Below are 18329 nucleotides of genomic sequence, written 5' to 3' on the forward strand. Positions count from 1 at the left end.
AGGAACAAATCTCCCCCTTGGCGGCCCGTCGCGCACGACGAGCGGTCCGGGGACCGACCGTGGTTACCGTCGGTCACAGGCCGACGGCCCCGGGAGAAGCCGCGCGTGTACCCCGACCGCCGCGACCCATGCCCATGAAGTCGAAGCGCGGCTGGGAGTACAGGCGCCGCGCGTGCGCCCCCACGCACCCTGATGGCCGGTTCTCCGCGCCCACGCAGGGTCACGATCGCGAACAATGGGGCACGCGCTCCACCACAGGACGAGAGGGCGCGGGCGAGCCGAGGGGGTGGCAGTTGATCCGGGTGCTTCTGGTGCACGACGAGTGTCTGGTGCGATCGGTGCTGGCTGAGTGGCTGCGGGGGGAGTCCGATCTGGCGGTGCACGACACGTCGTGGCGCGGTGCGCCGGGCATGATGCGGTCCGTGCGGCCGGATGTGTGTGCGGCGGACCTGGAGTGCGCGGACTCCTACGGCATTCCGCCGCTGGCGGAGCTGTGCCGGCCCGGCCCGGACCGCACGCGCCCGCGGCTGCTCGTGCTCGCCACCGCGAACCGGCCGGGGCTGCTGAAGCGGGCGGTCGAGGCGGGGGCGCTCGGCTACGTCGACAAGGAGGGCTCGCCGCAGAACCTGCTGCGCGGGATCCGCCGGGTCGCCGAGGGGGAACGTTTCGTCAACGACTCGCTGGGCTTCGGTTTCCTCAAGGCGGCCGAGATGCCGCTGACCCGAAGAGAACTGAGCGTGTTATCCCTCGCGGCCGAGGGAGCCTCCATCGCGGAGATCGCCGGGAGCCTGCACCTGTCCCACGGGACGGTGCGCAACTACATGGCGGCCATCACCCGCAAGACCGGGGCCCGCAACCGCATCGACGCGATCCGCATCTCCCAGGGCCAGGGCTGGCTCTGACCGCCGCCGGGGCGGCACGGGCGTCCAGCTGCCGACGAGGTCCCGGTACAGCGCCGAGGACCTCAGCAGCTCCTCGTGGCCGCCGTACGCCGTGCTCCGGCCGTCCATGACCAGGACGCGGCCGGCGCGGCGGGCCGAGCTGATGCGGTGGGCGACGACCACCAGCGTCCCGCCCGGCCGCGCGGCGAAGGCCCGCTCCGCCCGCTCCTCCGTCTCGGGGTCCAGATGGCAGGTCGCTTCGTCGAGCAGGGCGAGGGGGGCACGCGACACAAAAGCCCGGGTCAGGGCGATGAGCTGCCGTTCGCCGGCCGACAGGGCCGCGGGGTCGACCCGGGCGCCGAGGCCGCCGAGGCGGTCGGCGAGCGGGGCGAGGCCGACCGCCTCGGCGGCGGCGACCAGGTCCTCCTCGGGCACGGGGTCCGGGCGCAGGTACGCGAGGTTCTCGGCCAGGGTGCCGTCGAAGACGTACGCCTCCTGCGGGATGAGCACGCGCGCGGCGGCGGCCTCCGGCCCGGGCACGGCGTGACCGCCCACCGTGATCGTGCCCCGGTCCGGCGTGAGGAGCCCGGCGACGAGGGCGGTGAGCGTGGACTTCCCGGCGCCGCTGGGGCCGACGACGGCCAGGTGCGCCCCGGGCGCGAGGGCGAGGTCGAGGCCGTCGACGACCGGGCTGCTCGCCGGGCCGTAGGCGAAGGTGACGGAGGTGAGGGAGAGGGCCGGGGGCGGGTCCGCGGTGGGTTCCGCCCGTGCGGACTCGGCGTTCCCGCCGGGCGTGCCGACGTCTGCCGTGGCTCGGTCCTGCCCGTCGGCGGTGCGGCCGGCGGCATCCGTCGAGCCCCGGCCGTCGGGCCGGCCGCGCGGCGAGGTGCCTGTGGTGGCACGTCCGCCTCCGCGCGTGCCCTGGGGCGATGGGCCGTTGGCCCGGCGGGTCTCGTCTGCGGCTGCCGCGCCGTCGCCCTCCGCGGTGCCCGGCGTCTCGTGTGTGGCTGTCGCTGTGTCGCCCTGTGCGGTGCCTGGTGTCTCGCGTCCGGCCGTCGTCGTGTCGCCCTGTGCGGTAGCCGGTGTCTCTCCTGCCTCCGTGGCCGTGTGGCCCTGCGCGAGGGCCGGTGCTGTGCGCTGGGCGCCCCGGGCCGGATCGCCGGTCAGTCTGCGGAGCACCACCGTCAGGCGGGAGCCGCTGGTGCCCAGGCCGTGGACCAGGTTGCGCAGGGCCGGCAGCAGCGACTGGGTGACGTAGGCGAGGGCACCGACCAGCGCGCCCGTGGTGACGCCGTGGGACAGGAGCCACGGGGCGGTCGCCAGCAGCAGCACGATCGGCAGCTGGCCGCCGATCGCCAGTGAGGCCACGCGCAGCACGCCCCAGCGGGCCAGGGCACGTGCGGCCCGCAGTTCGGCCTCGACCCGTTCACCCGTGGCGGCGGCGAGCTGCGCCTGCGCGCCCGTCGCCGTGATGTCCCGCAGGCCCGGGCAGACCGTGCCCAGGTGACCGGCCAGGGCCTCGTCGGCGACGAGGAACGCCTCCTGCCGCCGGGCGAGCGGCCGCAGGGTCGCCGCGAACAGCACCACCCCGGCGGCCAGGGGCGGCCCCACGACCAGCAGCAGCGGCGGGGCGAGCGCGAACAGGCCGGCCAGGGCGCCGGCGGCGGTGAACACGAAGGAGCGGGAGACCATGACCAGCCCGGCGAAGGTGTCCCGGGCGATCTCCACCTGCTGGGTGAGCCCCGACAGGGCCCCCGCGTCACCGGTCCGCACCCCGCGCGAGACGACCCGCTCCACCAGCCGGTCCCGCAGCGGTTCGACCAGCGCGGCGACGGCGGCGTAGACCCGGGCGGTGCCGTACGCGCCGAGCAGGACGCCGAGCCCGGTCACCGCGAGCCAGGCGAGACCGACGTCCGGCCGCCCCCGCAGGAACCCCGCGTCCAGGGCGCGGGCGGGCCCGTACCCGATGAGGAAGGTCTGCCCGGTCTCCAGCACCGACCAGGCGGCGAGCCGCAGCAGCACCCGCCGGCGGGCCAGCAGGAAGCGCAGCCCCCGTGTGGGCAGGGTCGTACTCCTCGCGCCGGTCATGGGCAGCGTCGTACTCCTCGCGCCGGTCATGCCTCCGCTCCCGCCCCGGCCCCCGCCCACGCGGTGCCGTCCGTCTCCCCGAACACCGCCCGGTACGCCGCGTTCCGCCACAGCTCCTCGTGCCGTCCCACCGCCCGCACCCGCCCCCCGTCCAGCCAGGCCACCGCGTCCGCGCACGCGGCCGTCGCACTGCGGTGGGCGACCAGCAGCCGGGTGGTGCCCGGCCCGTCGCCCAGGAGGGCGTCGGTGATGCGGCGCTCGGTCACCGTGTCGAGGCTGGAGAGCGCGTCGTCCAGGATCAGCAGCCGGCCACCGTGCGCGAACGCCCGGGCCAGTCCGAGGCGTTGGGACTCGCCGCCCGAGCGCGGGGCGTCGGCGACCGGTGTGTCGTAGCCGTCGGGGAGGCGGCGGACGAAGTCGTCCGCGAGGGCCGTACGGGCCGCCTGCCGGATGCGGCCGGGGGAGGGGGACGGCAGGCCGAGGCCGATCGCCTGCCCGACCGTGCCGCCCAGGAGGGCCGGGCGGGCGAAGGCGTAGCCGACGGCGCGGCGCAGGTCGTCGTGGGGCAGCTCGCGCAGCGGCACCCCGTCGAGCAGGACCTCGCCCGCGTCCGGGTCGGCCAGCCGCCCGGCGAGCGCGGCCAGCAGCGACTTGCCCGCGCCGGACCGGCCGACCACGGCCAGGGTGGTGCCGCCCGGCACGACGAGGTCCACCCCGTCGAGCACGGCGCGCCCGCCCCGCAGGGCCGTCACTCCCCGCAGTTCCAGCCGCCCGGGGCCGTCCGGCAGCCGGCGCGCGCCGAACGCGGGGGCGGGCTCGGCCGCGACCTCGCCGAGGCGCCGGGCCGCCGCCCGGGCCCGGGCCAGGCCCGCGAGCCTGCCGACCAGGACGCCGACGCCCGTCGCGAGCACCGCGTACCGCGAGGCGGCGAGCACGTCCCCCACCGACAGCCGGTCCCGGGTGAGCAGCACACCGGCCACCGCGACGACCCCGAGGTGCAGCAGCGGTGCCACCGCGACCGCCTGCGCGGCGGTCCGCCCCTGCACCCGCCACATGCGGTGCCCGGCCCGGGACAGCTCGGCCAGCGGCCGCAGGACGCGGGCGGTCTCCCGGTCCTCGGTACCCGCCGCGCGGACGGTGCGGACCCCTTCGACGGCCTCGGCCAGCGCGGCCGCGATCCGGCCCTGCGCCCGCTGGTAGCGCGTCGCGCTCTCCGTGGTGCCACGGGCGACGGCACGCAGGAGGAGGGTCAGGACGGGGGCTCCGGCGAGGAAGACGGCCGCGAGCCACCAGTCGATCAGGCCCAGCGCCACCACACCGCCGACCGGACCGGCGAGGGCGGCGAGCAACGCCGCCCGGGCCGCCGGGGTGGTTCCGGCCTCGGCGGCGTTGCCCACCAGGCGCGCGACGAGGTCACCGGAGCCGAAGCGGTCGGCGGCGCGCGGGCCGACGCCCAGGACGTGCCCGGTCAGGCGGCGGCGCAGCCACGCGGTGCTGCGGGCGTCGACGGTGCCGGTGAGCACGGTCTGGGCCGCGTCCAGCAGGGCGAGCAGCAGGACGAGTCCGGCGCAGTACAGCACCCAGCGGGTCGCCGGGGCCTGCGCCAGCAGCAGGTCCAGGGCCCGGCCCAGCGCGGCCGGCAGCAGCAGCCCGGCCCCGGTCGCGGCCATGCTCACCAGGCACAGGGCCGCGCAGCGGAGCCCGCTGTACCGGGTGGCCGTGCGCAGCAGCGTGCGGGCGTGCGCGGCCGCCGGGTCGTCGTCGGCACGCGTGGTCATACGGGCCTTTCGTGGGACGGACGGACCCCGGGCGGTCCCTCCCCGCAGGGAGAGGACCGCCCGGGGCCACGCAGACCTCAGGTCAGAGACAGAGCAGGACGCTCGCGGCGCTGATGCAGGAGAGCAGGCTCACCGTGCTGGCGCCACCGCCGTCCGTCCGCTCCTCGGACTCGATGGTCTGCAGGTCGAGAAGTGCCATGGTGTGTCCTTCCGTTGGGTGTCCGTCCGTGGTCATCCGTGGGGACGGGGTGGTGTCACGACTCCGCCGGATCGCGGAACCGCGTCATGTGGGCCGCCGCTGTGGCGGCGGGAGGAACGGCAGGTGGGCGCCGGTGGCCGGGTCGAGGGCCGCGCCGAGCGCCAGCAGGCACCCTGCCGTTCCGGTGGCGAGGTCCATGGACAGCCGCATCATCTGGTGGCCGGGGAAGGCCAGTTGGCCCTGGTACGCCATCGCGAACCAGCCGAGCCCGGCGATCTGCCCGGCCAGCCGGTCGGCGGTCGCGCCCGGCGTGGTCGTGCGGCTGAGGTGCAGGATCATTCCGGCGCGGCCCTGGAAGAGCCCGGGCTGCGCGTAGAAGCGCGAGGTGGCCGCGGTGAGGACGCCGGAGCGGGCGGTCTCGAACTCCCCGGCGAGCGCGGGGGAGTGGGCCACGAGGTCGTCGAGGACCATGCCGAGGCCCGCACTGCCGTCACCGAGGTAGGGCAGGGTGCGCCAGCCCTCGTCGACCTCCAGCGCCCCGTTCTCGCGGGTCACGCAGGACCCCAGGTCCTGGCGCAGTGCCACGGCCGCCGCCTCCAGCCACGCGTCCTGGCCGGTCCACTCGTACTGCCGCAGCAGGAACAGGGCCGGTCCCGTCGCACCCCGCAGCAGTCCGGCGCGCCGCCGGGACGCGGCCGGGGGCGGCTCGGCGAGCCGGTGGACGAGGATCCGCGCGGCGTCGTCGGCCCGCTCGCGCAGTTCCGTCTCGCCGGTGGTGCGGGCCAGGTGCCCCAGGACCAGGCCCAGCCCGGCCAGCCCGCCCTGCAGGTCGGAGGAGAGGTTCTGCCACCGCTCCGCGAGGATCCCCTCGACCAGGTCCAGCGCCCGCTGCCGGTGCCCGAGCCGGTCCAGGACCAGCGCGACGCCCGCGAGCCCGTCGTACAGGCCGAGCGGCGTGCCGACCGGGGCCGGTGCCGTGCGGTCCAGCAGCCAGCGCTCGCCCTCCTCGTACCGCTCGGCGCCGGCCGCGTCCAGCGCGTACAGCACGCCCGCCGCGCCGTGGGCGATCCCCAGCCCGCCGCCGTCCGAGAACTGGGCGACGTCGCCCGGGAAGAGCCGGTCGTCGCGCTCCGGCGTGGCCGAGGCGAGGATCGCCTTGACCATCGAGTCGCGGCTGTACGGCCAGTCGCCCGGGTCCACCGGCGAGGAGGGAGCGGCCGGCGTACGGCCGGACACCTCCCGGGTGATCTCCGCGACCGCCTCGTCGAGGAACTCCCGCGGGACGTCCGGGAACTGCTCCGCGATCACCTCGGCCAGATGGGCCGCCTTGCCGCGGTCGACCACGAACAGGGTGGTCACGGGCAGGAACAGGGCCAGCCGCAGACAGGCCAGGGCGTAGCGGTCCACGTCTGTGCCCCGGCGGTCCGGCGGCGCGAAGAAGCCGGGGTGGGCGACGACCTGGCGGCCGTTCTCCCCGGCCGGGGCCGCGGCCTCGAAGTCGAGGAGGAAGACCGACTCCCCGTCCGGGGCGACCATGATGTTGAAGACGTGCAGGTCGTTGAAGACGATGCCCCGTTCGTGCACCGCCGCCACCGCCTCCTCCACCCGCCGGTGGATGCGCAGCGCCCACGCCGTGTACGCGGCGACGGCCTCCGGGTCGGGGTCCTGCGCGAGCAGCGGGTGCCGCTCGGCGAAGAACGAGTTGAGCGGACGGCCCTGGAGGAAGTCCATCACCAGGAAGCGGTGGCCGCCCAGCTCGAACCAGTCGCGCACCTCCGGGACCACGCCCGTGCCCGCGACCTGCTCCAGCGCCCGCTTCTCCCGCTCCAGCCGGGCGATCGCGTCGGCGCCGTCCGAGGCGAGGCCCGCGTGCGGCCGGCCCTCCTTCAGGACGACCTTGCGCCCGTCACGGGTGTCGGTGCCGGCGTACACCCCGCCGCCGTTGGAGAAGTGCAGCGCCTTCTCGATGCGGTAGGGCAGGTCCCCGACCGTGGTGGTGTTGCGCGCGTCGAGATGCGCCTGGAGGAACGCCGGCAGCGTCACCCACTCGGGCACCTGGAAGGAGGGCGAGCGCCGGTCCGGCACCAGCCGCCCGGCGCCGTCCCGCACCGCGGGCACCAGCGAGCCCCGGTCGTCCACGACGAAGGACCGCGCGAAGGCGCCGTAGCGGACGTACAGCGGTCCCTCGCCCCAGCGCAGGTCGGTGAGGATGTACGGCCCCTCGAAGCCCTCCAGCAGCGCGCCCAGCTCGCGCAGCACCCGGTGCAGCTGCTCCTCGTCGGCCGGGTAGACGGTGACGAACTTGCCGCTGCCGTCGCGGGGCGCGTACTTGGTGTTGCGCAGGTGCAGCAGGTGCGGGCCCGGCACGAACTTGAAGGGGATCCGCCGCTCGACGCAGTAGTCCCACACGATTCCGGCGATCTCCTCCGCGTTCGCGCGGGTCGCCGAGGCGTGGATCTTCCAGCCCTGCGCCGGGCCGGGCACCGGCTTCCCGTCCGGGCCGAGCGGCGTCATCGTCAGCCAGTCGCCGATCCGCGCCGCCTCCCAGCCCTCCGGCACCGGCCGGCGGGCCGTCTCGTAGAGGTGCGGGGCCGTCCCCTGCCCGTCCCGCGCGAGCCGGTCCGGCGTCTCGTAGAAATGCCGGTCGGCGAGCGCGTACACCTCGTACCGCTTGTCCATGCGTCCCCCTCCGTGACGGGCACCGAGCTTTCCAGCCACGCGCCGGGGCCCGACAGTCACGGCTGTCACGAGGTCACCGTGCGGAACGCATGCGTTAAGAGATGTTCGACGGCTTTCGAGCGCCCTTGTGCGCGCCGGTCCACGGAACGCTCACAGGGGCTGCGCAGGTGCCCCATAAGCGCTGTAATGGCCAACGTGGTCAGTCAGGGCGCCCAGGAGCGCGGAACGCGAACGCTGCGTGCCGAAAGTGCCCTCAAGGCGATCGCGGTCGATCAGGAGTCGCCCGAACGAGTGCGCCGCGTCCTCGAACAGGCGCTCGTCTTCGCCGGGGCGTCCTTCGTCGCCGTGTACACGCCCAGCGAGGACGGCGAGCTGCTGTGCCTGATGGAGTCGGCCGGGGTCCCGAGGACGCTGTACGGGCTGCGCGACAGCTATCCCCGCGCCGGGCGCTCCCCGGCCGCCGAGGCCCACCGCGACGGACGGCCGGTCTCCCTGGGCCCGGCGGAACTCGCCGAGCACGCCCAGGCGCGGCGCGTCCCGTCCCGGGACTTCTTCCTGACGGCCCTGCCCGTGCACGGGGACGGCGGCGGCTGCCTGCTCGCCGTGAGCGAGCGCCCCGCGGGGTTCGACACCGACGACCGCACGTGCCTGGAGCTGATCTCCGAGGCGGTCGCCTTCCCCGCCCCGGCCGCCCTCGTCGAGGGCGGTGACCTGCCGCCGGGCGCCTTCAGCCTCGCCATGGACACCGGCCGCGTCCGCGTCGGGGACGACCTGCTCGACCTGTTCGGGCTCGACCCCGTGGAGTTCGACGGCCGCGTCGAGACCCTGCTGAGCCTGACCGTGCCGGAGGACCTGCCCTCGCTGATGTCCGTGGTGGAGGCCGACCACATGTCCATCGGCGACCGCGAGCTGGAGTTCCGGGTGCTCCAGCCCACCGGGCCGCCCAAGTGGCTCCGGCTGCGCGGGCGCCTCTTGCCCGGCGGCGAAGGCCACCCGGCACGGCTCGTGGGCACCGTCGCCGACGCCTCCACCCTGCGCTCCGACGTCACCGACGTGGCCCGCGTGCAGCGCCTGGCCGCCGCGCTGGCCACCGCCGTCACCGTCCGCGACGTCGGCAAGGCCGTGGTCGCCGCCCTGCGCCGGCCGCTCAGGGCCGACCGGATCGCGCTCGCCGAGCTGGAGAGCGAACGGCTCGTCGTCACCGTCCTCGACCCGCCCGAACCCGAGGCCTGGCCCCAGCTGTGGCGCACGGAGTGGCGGGGTGAGTGGCCCGACGCGCCCGTGCGCGCCATGCCCACCCTCGCCGCCGCGCTGCGCGAGGGCCGCGCCCGGATCTGGCCCGCCGGCAGCCCCCTGGAACGCGCCCTGGCCGAGGTCGGCCCCGGCGGCCTCGCCGTGCTGCCGCTGCCCGCCGGGAACCGCATGGCCGGCGCGTGCCTGATCGGCTGGGACACCCCGCACGACTTCGGCGCCGACGAACGCGCCCTGCTCACCGCCTGCGCCGGCCTCGCCGGACAGGCCCTGGTGCGGGCCCGCGCCTTCGACGCCGAGCACGAGCTCGTCGGCATGCTCCAGCGCCAGCTGCTGCCCCGCCGCCTGCCCCGGCTGCCGGGCGCGGTGGCCGTCGCCCGCTACCTGCCCAGCACGGCGGGGCTGGAGCTCGGCGGCGACTGGTACGACGTCATCCCGCTGCCCGACCACCACGTCGCCCTCGTCATCGGCGACGTCCAGGGCCACAGCGCCGGGGCCGCCACCCTCATGGGGCAGATGCGCACCGCCCTGCGCGCCTACGCCGTCGAGGGGCATCCGCCGGACGTGGTGGTCGCGCACGCCAACCGGCTGCTCACCGACATGGAGAGCGACCTCTTCGCCACCTGCTGCTACGTCGACGTCGACCTGGAGGAGGGCGCCGCCTGGTGCGTGCGCGCCGGGCACCCGCCGCCGGTGCTGCGCTACCCCGACGGCGGGACCGAGATCGCGGAGGCCGAGGGCGGCCCGCCCCTCGGGGTGATCACGCAGGCCGACTTCCCCATGAGCCCGCTGCGGCTGCCGCCCGGCACCCTGATCGCCCTGGTCACGGACGGGCTCGTCGAGTCACCCGACGCCGACATCGACGAGGGCATGGACCGCCTCGCCGCCCGGCTGGGCGCCGCCGCCCCCGGCGACCTGGGGCGGGTCGCCGACGCCCTCCTCGGCAACGCCCGGCGCAGCGACGACGTCGCCCTGCTCCTGATGCGCTACGACGGCCTGACCCTGCGACCGCTGCGGGAGAGCTGGACGGTGTGGCGGGTGCCGCAGGCGGTCGGGCACGCCCGCCGCTTCGCCCGGCGCACCCTGCGCGCCTGGGGCGTCACCGAGCACTTCGACGCGGCCCTCCTCGTCGTCTCCGAACTCGTCACCAACGCCCTCGTCCACACCGACGGCCGGGTCCGCATGGACCTCACCCTCGTCAACGACCGTCTGCGCATCGCGGTCGCCGACGCCTCGCCGCGCTCCCCGGTCCGGCCGGCCAGCATCGGCTGGGAGGCCACGGGCGGCCGGGGCATCCTCCTCGTCGAGGCCCTCTCGGCGACCTGGGGCACCCTGCCGGTCAGCGGCGGCAAGCAGGTGTGGGCGGAGCTGGTGCTGGGCCGCTGAGCGGCTCATCCGGGGGTGACCACGCGGCCTCCTCGGGTACTCGGCGCCGCGTAGGACGGAGAAACCGCCAGCGAGCCGAAGGAAGAGGAACGTCATGGCTCAGCATGTCCGCGACATCATGACCGGAGACCCGGTCACCGTCGAGCCGCAGACCTCCGTCGCCGAGGTGGCGCGCATCATGCGCGACGAGGACCTCGGAGTCGTCCTGGTGACGGACGGCGACGATCTGCGCGGTGTGGTCACCGACCGTGACCTCGTGGTCCGGTCGATCAGCAAGGGCGGCGACCCGGAGCGGACCACCGTGGCCGGCGCGTGCAGCGACGAGCTGGTCACCGTCGGCCCCGACGAGGACCTGATCCACGCGGTGCAGCTGATGCGCGAGCACTCCGTGCGCCGGATCCCGGTCGTCGACCACGGACGCCCCGTGGGCATCGTCTCCCTGGGCGACCTGGCCATGGAACGCGACCCGGAGTCGGCGCTGGGCGACATCAGCGCCGCACGCCCCAACGCCTGACGAACGGCAGCCACCGGACGGTCCCGCGCACCCTTCCCGTGCGCGGGACCGTCGTACGTCGCCCGAACGGCGGTGCCGGGCGGGGGAGTTCGGCGTCGCGGCCCAGACGTCCCGGCCCGGGTTTGTTCGGTTTGCCTCTGGGGACCCGAACGGCAGCGGATGCAGAAGGAAGATGATGAGTCGTGACGTCCATGGAGACCACTGAGAAGCCCGTCGCCCGTCGGCCCGAGACCGGCTGGTCGAAGGCACGCCGCCTGCGCGGAAAGGCCGCGCTGCGCACCTGCCTCCCCGCCGTGGAGGACCGGGCCGCCCCCACAGCCGCGCGCTCCGGACCGGAGTGGAACATCGTCCGGGGCGAAGACTGACCGCTCTCCAGAAGGCCGCGCGGTGACATCCCGCGGAACGACGCGCGTCGACAAGCAGAAGAAGTGATGTTCACATCCGCCGGATGGCGACTAAGGTGAGCTGAATGAAGGCTCTCGTGCTGTCCGGCGGTGCAGGAACACGGCTGAGGCCGATCACCCACACGTCGGCCAAGCAACTGGTGCCAGTGGCCAACAAGGCCGTGCTCTTCTACGGGTTGGAGTCGATCGCCGAGGCCGGCATCACCGACGTGGGGATGATCGTCGGGGACACGGCCGCGGAGATCGAGGAAGCGGTGGGTGACGGGTCGAAGTTCGGCCTCAAGGTCACCTACATCCCCCAGGAGCGGCCCTTGGGGCTGGCCCACGCGGTACTGATCGCCCGTGACTACCTCGCCGACGACGACTTCGTGATGTACCTCGGCGACAACTTCATCGTCGGCGGCATCACCGGCCTCGTCGACGAGTTCCGCAGACACCGGCCCGACGCCCAGATCCTGCTCACGCGCGTGGCCGACCCGCGCGCCTTCGGAGTCGCCGAACTCGACCCGACCGGCCAGGTGATCGGCCTGGAGGAGAAACCCGACCAGCCGAAGAGCGACCTCGCGCTGGTCGGCGTCTACATGTTCACGCCCCTGATCCACGAGGCGGTCCGCGCCATCGAGCCGTCCTGGCGCGGCGAACTCGAGATCACCCACGCCATCCAGCACCTGATCGACTCCCGCGCCGACGTGCGCTCCACGGTCATCAAGGGCTACTGGAAGGACACCGGCAACGTCGGCGACATGCTCGAGGTGAACCGCACGGTCCTCGAAGGCATGGAGCGCCGCATCGACGGCGACGTGGACGACGCCTCGCAGACCATCGGGCGGGTGGTCGTGGAAGAGGGCGCGCGGATCGTCAACTCCCGTATCGTCGGGCCCGCCGTCATAGGCTCGGGCACCCTCGTCAGCAACTCCTACGTCGGTCCCTTCACCTCCGTCGCGGAGAACTGCCGGATCACGGACAGCGAACTCGAGTTCTCCATCGTGCTGCGGGACTCCTCGATCCAGGGCGTCGGCCGGATCGAGTCCTCGCTGATCGGCCGGCACGTCGAGGTGACGCCGGCCCCCAGCGTCCCCAGCGCCCACCGCCTCGTCCTCGGAGATCACAGCAAGGTGCAGATCACTTCATGAACCTCCTCGTCACCGGCGCCGCCGGGTTCATCGGCTCCCGCTACGTCCGCGCACTCCTCGCCCAGGACGCACCCGACGCGCCACGCATCACCGTGCTGGACAAGCTCACCTACGCCGGCACCCTCGACAACCTCGAACTGACCCACCCCCGGCTGGAGTTCGTGCAGGGCGACATCTGCGACGCCGAGCTGGTCGACAAGCTCATGGCCGACGCGGACCAGGTCGTGCACTTCGCCGCCGAGTCCCACGTGGACCGCTCGATCACCGGCGCCGCCGACTTCGTCCGCACCAACGTGCTGGGCACCCAGACCCTGCTGGACGCGGCCCTGCGCCACGGCGTGGGCCCCTTCGTGCACGTCTCCACCGACGAGGTCTACGGCTCCATCGAGTCCGGCTCGTGGCCGGAGGACCACCCCCTCCAGCCGAACTCCCCGTACTCCGCCTCCAAGGCCTCCTCCGACCTGCTCGCCCTCGCCTACCACCGCACCCACGGCCTGGACGTGCGCGTCACGCGCTGCTCCAACAACTACGGCCCGCACCAGTTCCCCGAGAAGGTCATCCCGCTCTTCGTCACCAACCTCCTCGACGGGCACAAGGTGCCGCTGTACGGCGAGGGCCGCAACGTCCGCGACTGGCTGCACGTCGACGACCACTGCCAGGGCGTCGACCTCGTCCGCACCAAGGGCCGGCCCGGCGAGGTCTACAACATCGGCGGCGGGACCGAGCTGACCAACAAGGAACTCACCGGCCTGCTCCTTCAGGCCTGCGGAGCCGACTGGGACCGGGTCGAGTACGTCGAGGACCGCAAGGGCCACGACCTGCGCTACTCCGTCGACTGGTCCAAGGCCCGCGACGAACTCGGCTACCGCCCCCGCCACGACTTCACCACCGGCCTGGCCGAGACCGTCGCCTGGTACCGCGACAACCGCGCCTGGTGGGAGCCCCTGAAGCGGCGCGTCGCCCAGGAGCGCGTATGAGGTGGCTGATCACCGGAGCGGGCGGGATGCTGGGCCGGGACGTCGTCGACGAACTCACCCGGCGCGGCGAGACCGTCGCGGGCCTCGACCGCGCCGCCCTCGACATCACCCGTCCCGAGGCCGTCGACGCGGCCGTGCGGGAGCACCGCCCCGACCTCGTCGTCAACTGCGCCGCCTACACGGCCGTCGACGACGCGGAGATCGACGAGGCCCGCGCACTGGAGATCAACGGCGACGGCCCGCGCCTGCTCGCCCGGGCCTGCGCCGCACACGGCGCCCGCCTGGTCCACGTCTCCACGGACTACGTCTTCGACGGCGAGGCCCGCACCTCCCCCTACCCGGAGGACCATCCGACGGGCCCGCGCACCGCCTACGGCCGCACCAAGCTGGCCGGGGAGCGGGCCGTGCTCGAAGAGCTGCCCGGGGCGAGCGCGGTCGTGCGCACGGCTTGGCTCTACGGGGTCCACGGCGCTAACTTCGTGCGGACCATGATCGGTCTCGAAGCCCGCCGCGACACCGTCGACGTCGTCGACGACCAACGCGGGCAGCCCACCTGGAGCGCGGACGTCGCCGAGCGGATCGCCGACCTCGGCCCCCGGCTCGGTCCCGACGCGCACGGCGTCTTCCACGCCACCAGCTCCGGTGAGGCCACCTGGTACGAGCTGGCCCGAGAGGTGTTCTCCCTGCTCGGCGCCGACCCGGACCGGGTGCGCCCCACCAGCAGCGCGGCCTTCCCCCGGCCCGCGCCCCGCCCGGCGTACAGCGCCCTCGCACACCGCCGGTGGCAGGAGATCGGCCTGCCGCTGCCGCGCGACTGGCGCTCCGCCCTGCACGAAGCACTGCCCCGCATCCGCAAGGAAGGTCCTCTTCGTGAAACGCCATGAGTTCCTCCGGGAACTGCACAAGGTCAGCGCCAATCGCAACTACCTGGAGATCGGCGTCAACGACGGCCGCAGCCTGCGTCTGTCCCGCGTCCCCAGCATCGCGATCGACCCCGCCTTCAAGGTGGTCTCGGAGCTGAAGTGCGACGTCCACCTGGTGAAGGCCACCAGTGACGACTTCTTCGCCCGCGACAACCCCCTGCAGCACCTGAAGGGCGGCCGTCACCCGCTGCGCAACCTGCGCCGCGGCCGCAGCCCCTTCGGCTACTGGCGCCGCACCACGCTCGACCTCTCCTTCATCGACGGTATGCACCTGTTCGAGTTCGCCCTGCGCGACTTCATGAACGTCGAGAAGCACTCCGACTGGTCGAGCGTGATCGTCTTCGACGACATGCTGCCGCGCAGCGTCGACGAGGCGGCCCGGGACCGGCACACCAACGCGTGGACGGGCGACGTCTACAAGATCATCGAGGTTCTGGCGCGCTACCGCCCGGACCTCGTCACGGTGCAGGTGGACACCGCCCCCACCGGCCAGCTGGTCGTCTTCGGCGCCGACCCGAACAACCGGGTCCTGCACGACAAGTACGACGAGATCATGGCCGAGTACAAGGTGCCCGACCCGCAGAAGGTCCCCGAGGCGATCCTGGAACGGGCCGGCGCCGTGCGCCCCGAGGCGCTGCTGGAGGCGGGCTTCTGGCGTCCCCTCGTCCAGGCCCGCAACCGGGGCTTGCCCCGCTCCGTGGGCTGGGAGCCCCTGCGCAAGGCCCTGCAGCAGGTCGGCGTCAGCCGCTGACCCGAGCCCGGCACGCCGAAGGCCCGGACGCCGTGCGCGTCCGGGCCTTCGGCGTCCTCGGTGACCTGCCTCTTCGGCTGCCGGCGGGGCTTCAGGCGCCCGTGCCGCGCCGCAGCTCCTCGTCGTACGCCAGGCACGCCTCGTACGACGGCAGCAGGCCCTGCCGTTCCGCCTCCGCCAGGGTCGGGGCCTGCTCGTCCTTGGGGGAGAGGATCGGGGTGATCCCCTCGGGCCACTCGATGCCCAGGGCCGGGTCGAGCGGGTGGATGCCGTGCTCGCGGTCCGGGGCGTAGCCCTCCGAGCAGAGGTACACCACCGTCGCGTCGTCGGTCAGGGCCATGAAGGCGTGGCCCAGGCCCTCCGAGAGGAACACCGCGTGCCGGGTGTCGTCGTCGAGCCGGGCCGCCTCCCAGGTGCCGTACGTGGGGGAGCCCACGCGGATGTCGATCACCACGTCCAGGACGGCACCGCGCACACAGGTGACGTACTTGGCCTGGCTGGGCGGCACGTCGGCGAAGTGCACACCGCGCAGCACACCCCGCCGGGAGACCGAGCAGTTGGCCTGCGCCAGGGACAGGTCACGGCCCGTGGCCTCGCGGAACTCCCGGCCCCGGAACCACTCGTGGAAGCTGCCCCGGTCGTCCGGGAAGACCTTGGGTTCCAGAACCCAGGCGCCCTTTATCCCCAGTGGTCGCATGCTGTCACTGCCCTCCGGTCCTGATACGGGAAACCACCTTCCGGCGCGCGGCCCCGAGCACCCGCCGTGCACGCCGCGCCAGGCGCAGCGCGGCACCCGGCCCGGGCACCGGCGTCACGAGGACGCTCCCGTCCCCGGCGCGCAGGGCGAACGGCAGTCCGGTGAAGCGGGCCCCGGCGGCGCCCGGCGTCGGGCACAGGGCCACCCGCCAGCCGCCGCTCGACAGGTCCTCGGCGGGCAGCGCGGCCGTCAGGACCGAGCCCGCCCCCTCGGCACCCGGGGAGAGCGTGCCCGGCGTCTCGACGATGCGGTTCGAGGAGACGAACCTCAGCCGGACGTCGGTGTCACCGGGAACGTGCAGGGGCAGCCGCACCCGGAACACGCCCTCGGAGACCGTGACGTCCCCCAACTGCACGCCGCCCAGCCCGAGCCGCTTGCTCCGCGTACCCAGTTGCAGGGAGAGGTTGCCGTGCGGGTCCGTCCAGTACGGCAGGACCGCGCGCTCGCCGACGACACCCGCCCCGGGGGCGGGCCGGTCCGGCTGGGCCGCCGGGCCCAGGCGGCACTCCTTGGTCCACCCGCCGAGCTTGACCCGCACGACCGCGTCCCAGACGCCGTCGCCCGGCAGGTCGGCCGGGTCGACGGTGGCGGTCGCCCGCAGCACCAGCCGGACCTCCTCGCCGCCGTCGACGGGCACGGTCTCCCGGCTGAACTCCACCGGCTGGAAGTACTGCGCGGCGCTGGAGCGTTCCCGCAGCAGCAGATCGGCCGTGGCCTGCCCGAAGCGGGCGGCGGTCTCGGAGGACACCCACGCCACCGCCTCCGGCACGTCCTTCGGCACGTCGGTCAGCGGCGTCGCCCCGGCGTCGGCGGGGAAGGTCATCGGCTCGCCGCCGGAGAGGTACTCGGCCGTGAAGGCGACCCGCAGGGAGCCCTCCCGCCATTCCACCTCCCCGGGGGTCGCCCGGGGCGCGACACCCGCCTCCCACTGGGCGAAGGACACCACGTCGTCGTACCGGTCGGCCGCCGTCAGCGCGGCGACGACCTGCTGCGTCGGCTGCAGACCGGCCGCCACACCGGGGCCGAAGCGCTCGACGACGACCTCGTGGATCTCCGCGAACAGCTCCCGGCGGTAGTCGTCCGGCAGGTTCAGGAAACGCCGTGCCCGCAGCCGCTCGACCATCTCCACCCGCAGCCAGCGCCGGAAGAGCTTGTCGCGCACCGGTCCGGGCTCGGTGTAGCGCTCGACGACGTCGAGGGCCTCGCGGAGGTTCTTGAAGTAGCCGACGGGATCGAAGCGCTCGAAGCCGGCGTTGGAGCCGTCGTCCCGCCGCAGGTGGTAGTAGCAGACGTAGTCGCTGAGCACGGAGACGTTCTCCGCGCGCAGATACGCCTCGGCGATGAAGACGTGGTCCTCCAGCCGCCGCCTGCCCTCGGGGAAGCGCAGGCCGATGCGGTCCAGGAAGGCCCGCCGGATCATCTTGTGCGGGGTGAGGCTGTCGATGAGCGGGGCGTTCGCGACGGTGGCCCGCGGGTGGTTGCGGCGGAACAGCTCCACCGGCACCCCGCGGCCCTTCCCGGCCATCTTCCCCACGATCACGTCGGCGCCGTTGGCCACGCCGTAGTCGTACATCCGCTCCAGGGCCTCGTCGCCCAGGTAGTCGTCGTTGTCGACGAACATGACGAACTCGCCGCGGGAGGCCTCGATGCCGACGTTGCGGGGCTTGCCCGACCAGCCGGAGTTCTCCTGGTGGATGACCTTCATCCGGGGATCCTCGGCGGCGAGCCGGTCGAGCCGGGCCGGGGTCTCGTCGGTCGAGCCGTCGTCGACGAAGATCACCTCGAACTCGTCGGGAGGCAGCGACTGCCGCTGCAGCGAGGAGATGCAGTCCTCGATGTAGATCCCCGGGTTGTAGACGGGGATGATGACGCTGACCTTGACCGGCATCGGGTTTCCGGGCCCCTTCGGGTCGCTCGCCGTAGACGTCCTGTTGTACTGCGCGTTGCCCGATGCTAACCCGGTCGGCGATGTCTCCTCACCTTTCGAGACCGGGCCGTGATCATCCCGCGCGGGGCAACTGAGCTGCGCTGTCTGTCTGTTCGCGGTCAAGCAGGGTGCGGTGCGGAGCGGCGATCGGCCTCTAGGCTGAGGTCGTGCGCCTGCTCCTCATGTCCGACACCCACCTGCCCAAGCGGGCCAGGGAACTGCCCGCCCCTGTGCTGGCCGAACTGCCGCGCGCCGACGTCGTCTTCCACGCCGGGGACTGGGTCGACACGGCCACCCTCGACCTGCTGGAGGCCCGCTCCCGCAGGCTCGTCGCCGTGTACGGCAACAACGACGGGCCGGACCTGCGCGCCCGGCTGCCCGAGGTGGCGTACGCGGAACTGGGCGGGCTGCGCTTCGGCGTGATCCACGAGACGGGCCCCGCCCAGGGCCGCGAGCGGCGCTGCGCCGCCCGCTTCCCCGACCTCGACGTGCTGGTCTTCGGCCACAGCCACATCCCCTGGGACACCACCGCGCCCACCGGCCTGCGGCTGCTCAACCCGGGTTCGCCGACCGACCGCCGCCGGCAGCCGCACTGCACGTACCTGACCGCCACCGTCGCCGACGGCCGGCTCAGCGACGTGGAACTGCACCGGCTGCCGCCCCGCCCACCGCGCTGATCGC

14 protein-coding genes and 1 pseudogene are annotated in these 18329 nt (G+C 74.0%); 9 read left to right on the forward strand and 6 right to left on the reverse strand.

What is annotated here, in order from left to right:
• Window positions 1-413: 413 nt before the first annotated feature.
• A pseudogene (locus tag ABZ386_RS20735) lies at window positions 414-818 on the forward strand (response regulator transcription factor); the annotation flags it as partial.
• On the opposite strand, the gene ABZ386_RS20740 reads toward ABZ386_RS20735, so the two are convergent.
• The 4 genes from ABZ386_RS20740 to lanKC form a co-directional block, all read right to left on the reverse strand.
• A complete protein-coding gene (locus ABZ386_RS20740) occupies window positions 741-2999 on the reverse strand; it encodes an ABC transporter ATP-binding protein (protein ID WP_356616999.1) in 2259 nt (752 codons plus the stop codon). The pseudogene ABZ386_RS20735 and the gene ABZ386_RS20740 overlap by 78 nt on opposite strands.
• A complete protein-coding gene (locus tag ABZ386_RS20745) occupies window positions 2996-4747 on the reverse strand; it encodes an ABC transporter ATP-binding protein (protein WP_358965489.1) in 1752 nt (583 codons plus the stop codon). Before ABZ386_RS20745 ends, ABZ386_RS20740 begins: the two co-directional genes overlap by 4 nt.
• Before the next feature lie 82 nt (window positions 4748-4829).
• On the reverse strand, window positions 4830-4946 hold the full coding sequence (locus ABZ386_RS20750) for a SapB/AmfS family lanthipeptide (RefSeq protein WP_010040504.1): 117 nt from the start codon (window positions 4944-4946) through the stop codon (window positions 4830-4832).
• Window positions 4947-5030: 84 nt separating this feature from the next.
• Window positions 5031-7625 carry a class III lanthionine synthetase LanKC gene (gene lanKC / locus ABZ386_RS20755; protein ID WP_358965490.1) on the reverse strand — a complete coding sequence of 865 codons (2595 nt, stop codon included), beginning with the start codon at window positions 7623-7625 and terminating at the stop codon, window positions 5031-5033.
• A gap of 186 nt (window positions 7626-7811) precedes the next feature.
• On the opposite strand from lanKC, the gene ABZ386_RS20760 reads away from it, so the two are divergent.
• From ABZ386_RS20760 to ABZ386_RS20790, 7 genes are all read left to right on the forward strand, one after another.
• The gene (locus tag ABZ386_RS20760; RefSeq protein WP_351335566.1) at window positions 7812-10262 is read left to right on the forward strand and encodes a SpoIIE family protein phosphatase; all 2451 of its coding nucleotides are present in this window, start codon (window positions 7812-7814) and stop codon (window positions 10260-10262) included.
• 94 nt (window positions 10263-10356) lie between these two features.
• The gene (locus ABZ386_RS20765) at window positions 10357-10776 is read left to right on the forward strand and encodes a CBS domain-containing protein (protein WP_031117822.1); all 420 of its coding nucleotides are present in this window, start codon (window positions 10357-10359) and stop codon (window positions 10774-10776) included.
• A 191-nt stretch (window positions 10777-10967) separates the two neighbouring features.
• Window positions 10968-11141, forward strand: coding sequence for a hypothetical protein (locus ABZ386_RS20770; RefSeq protein WP_198678386.1), 174 nt, complete (start codon window positions 10968-10970; stop codon window positions 11139-11141).
• Between the two features lie 104 nt (window positions 11142-11245).
• Complete coding sequence (locus ABZ386_RS20775; RefSeq protein ID WP_351335561.1) at window positions 11246-12313, forward strand: glucose-1-phosphate thymidylyltransferase; 1068 nt, start codon at window positions 11246-11248, stop codon at window positions 12311-12313.
• Complete coding sequence (gene rfbB / locus ABZ386_RS20780) at window positions 12310-13290, forward strand: dTDP-glucose 4,6-dehydratase (protein ID WP_351335559.1); 981 nt, start codon at window positions 12310-12312, stop codon at window positions 13288-13290. Before ABZ386_RS20775 ends, rfbB begins: the two co-directional genes overlap by 4 nt.
• Entirely contained in the window at window positions 13287-14174 is an 888-nt protein-coding gene (rfbD, locus tag ABZ386_RS20785) for a dTDP-4-dehydrorhamnose reductase (protein ID WP_351335557.1), read from the forward strand. The genes rfbB and rfbD overlap by 4 nt, the downstream gene beginning before the upstream one ends.
• Window positions 14161-14964, forward strand: a complete 804-nt coding sequence (locus tag ABZ386_RS20790) for a class I SAM-dependent methyltransferase (protein WP_356505261.1) — start codon at window positions 14161-14163, stop codon at window positions 14962-14964. The genes rfbD and ABZ386_RS20790 overlap by 14 nt, the downstream gene beginning before the upstream one ends.
• Window positions 14965-15055: 91 nt before the next feature.
• On the opposite strand, the gene rfbC is transcribed toward ABZ386_RS20790, so the two are convergent.
• The gene (rfbC, locus tag ABZ386_RS20795; protein ID WP_114257048.1) at window positions 15056-15661 is read right to left on the reverse strand and encodes a dTDP-4-dehydrorhamnose 3,5-epimerase; all 606 of its coding nucleotides are present in this window, start codon (window positions 15659-15661) and stop codon (window positions 15056-15058) included.
• 4 nt (window positions 15662-15665) lie between these two features.
• Window positions 15666-17609: a glycosyltransferase family A protein gene (locus tag ABZ386_RS20800; protein ID WP_358965492.1), complete on the reverse strand. Its 1944-nt coding sequence runs from the start codon at window positions 17607-17609 to the stop codon at window positions 15666-15668.
• Window positions 17610-17815: 206 nt separating this feature from the next.
• On the opposite strand from ABZ386_RS20800, the gene ABZ386_RS20805 reads away from it, so the two are divergent.
• Complete coding sequence (locus ABZ386_RS20805) at window positions 17816-18325, forward strand: metallophosphoesterase (protein WP_355727729.1); 510 nt, start codon at window positions 17816-17818, stop codon at window positions 18323-18325.
• The last annotated feature ends 4 nt before the right edge of the window (window positions 18326-18329 follow it).

This window comes from Streptomyces sp. NPDC006140, assembly GCF_040628815.1.
Lineage (GTDB): Bacteria > Actinomycetota > Actinomycetes > Streptomycetales > Streptomycetaceae > Streptomyces.

Bases quoted from the DNA above. Each gene is read 5' to 3' on its own strand.
- rfbC (WP_114257048.1), bottom strand. From the start codon at position 15,661: ATGCGACCACTGGGGATAAAGGGCGCCTGGGTTCTGGAACCCAAGGTC.
- ABZ386_RS20740 (WP_356616999.1), bottom strand. From the start codon at position 2,999: ATGACCGGCGCGAGGAGTACGACGCTGCCCATGACCGGCGCGAGGAGT.
- ABZ386_RS20745 (WP_358965489.1), bottom strand. From the start codon at position 4,747: ATGACCACGCGTGCCGACGACGACCCGGCGGCCGCGCACGCCCGCACG.
- ABZ386_RS20775 (WP_351335561.1), top strand. From the start codon at position 11,246: ATGAAGGCTCTCGTGCTGTCCGGCGGTGCAGGAACACGGCTGAGGCCG.
- ABZ386_RS20760 (WP_351335566.1), top strand. From the start codon at position 7,812: ATGGCCAACGTGGTCAGTCAGGGCGCCCAGGAGCGCGGAACGCGAACG.
- ABZ386_RS20770 (WP_198678386.1), top strand. From the start codon at position 10,968: ATGGAGACCACTGAGAAGCCCGTCGCCCGTCGGCCCGAGACCGGCTGG.
- rfbB (WP_351335559.1), top strand. From the start codon at position 12,310: ATGAACCTCCTCGTCACCGGCGCCGCCGGGTTCATCGGCTCCCGCTAC.
- ABZ386_RS20765 (WP_031117822.1), top strand. From the start codon at position 10,357: ATGGCTCAGCATGTCCGCGACATCATGACCGGAGACCCGGTCACCGTC.
- ABZ386_RS20750 (WP_010040504.1), bottom strand. From the start codon at position 4,946: ATGGCACTTCTCGACCTGCAGACCATCGAGTCCGAGGAGCGGACGGAC.
- ABZ386_RS20800 (WP_358965492.1), bottom strand. From the start codon at position 17,609: ATGCCGGTCAAGGTCAGCGTCATCATCCCCGTCTACAACCCGGGGATC.
- lanKC (WP_358965490.1), bottom strand. From the start codon at position 7,625: ATGGACAAGCGGTACGAGGTGTACGCGCTCGCCGACCGGCATTTCTAC.
- rfbD (WP_351335557.1), top strand. From the start codon at position 13,287: ATGAGGTGGCTGATCACCGGAGCGGGCGGGATGCTGGGCCGGGACGTC.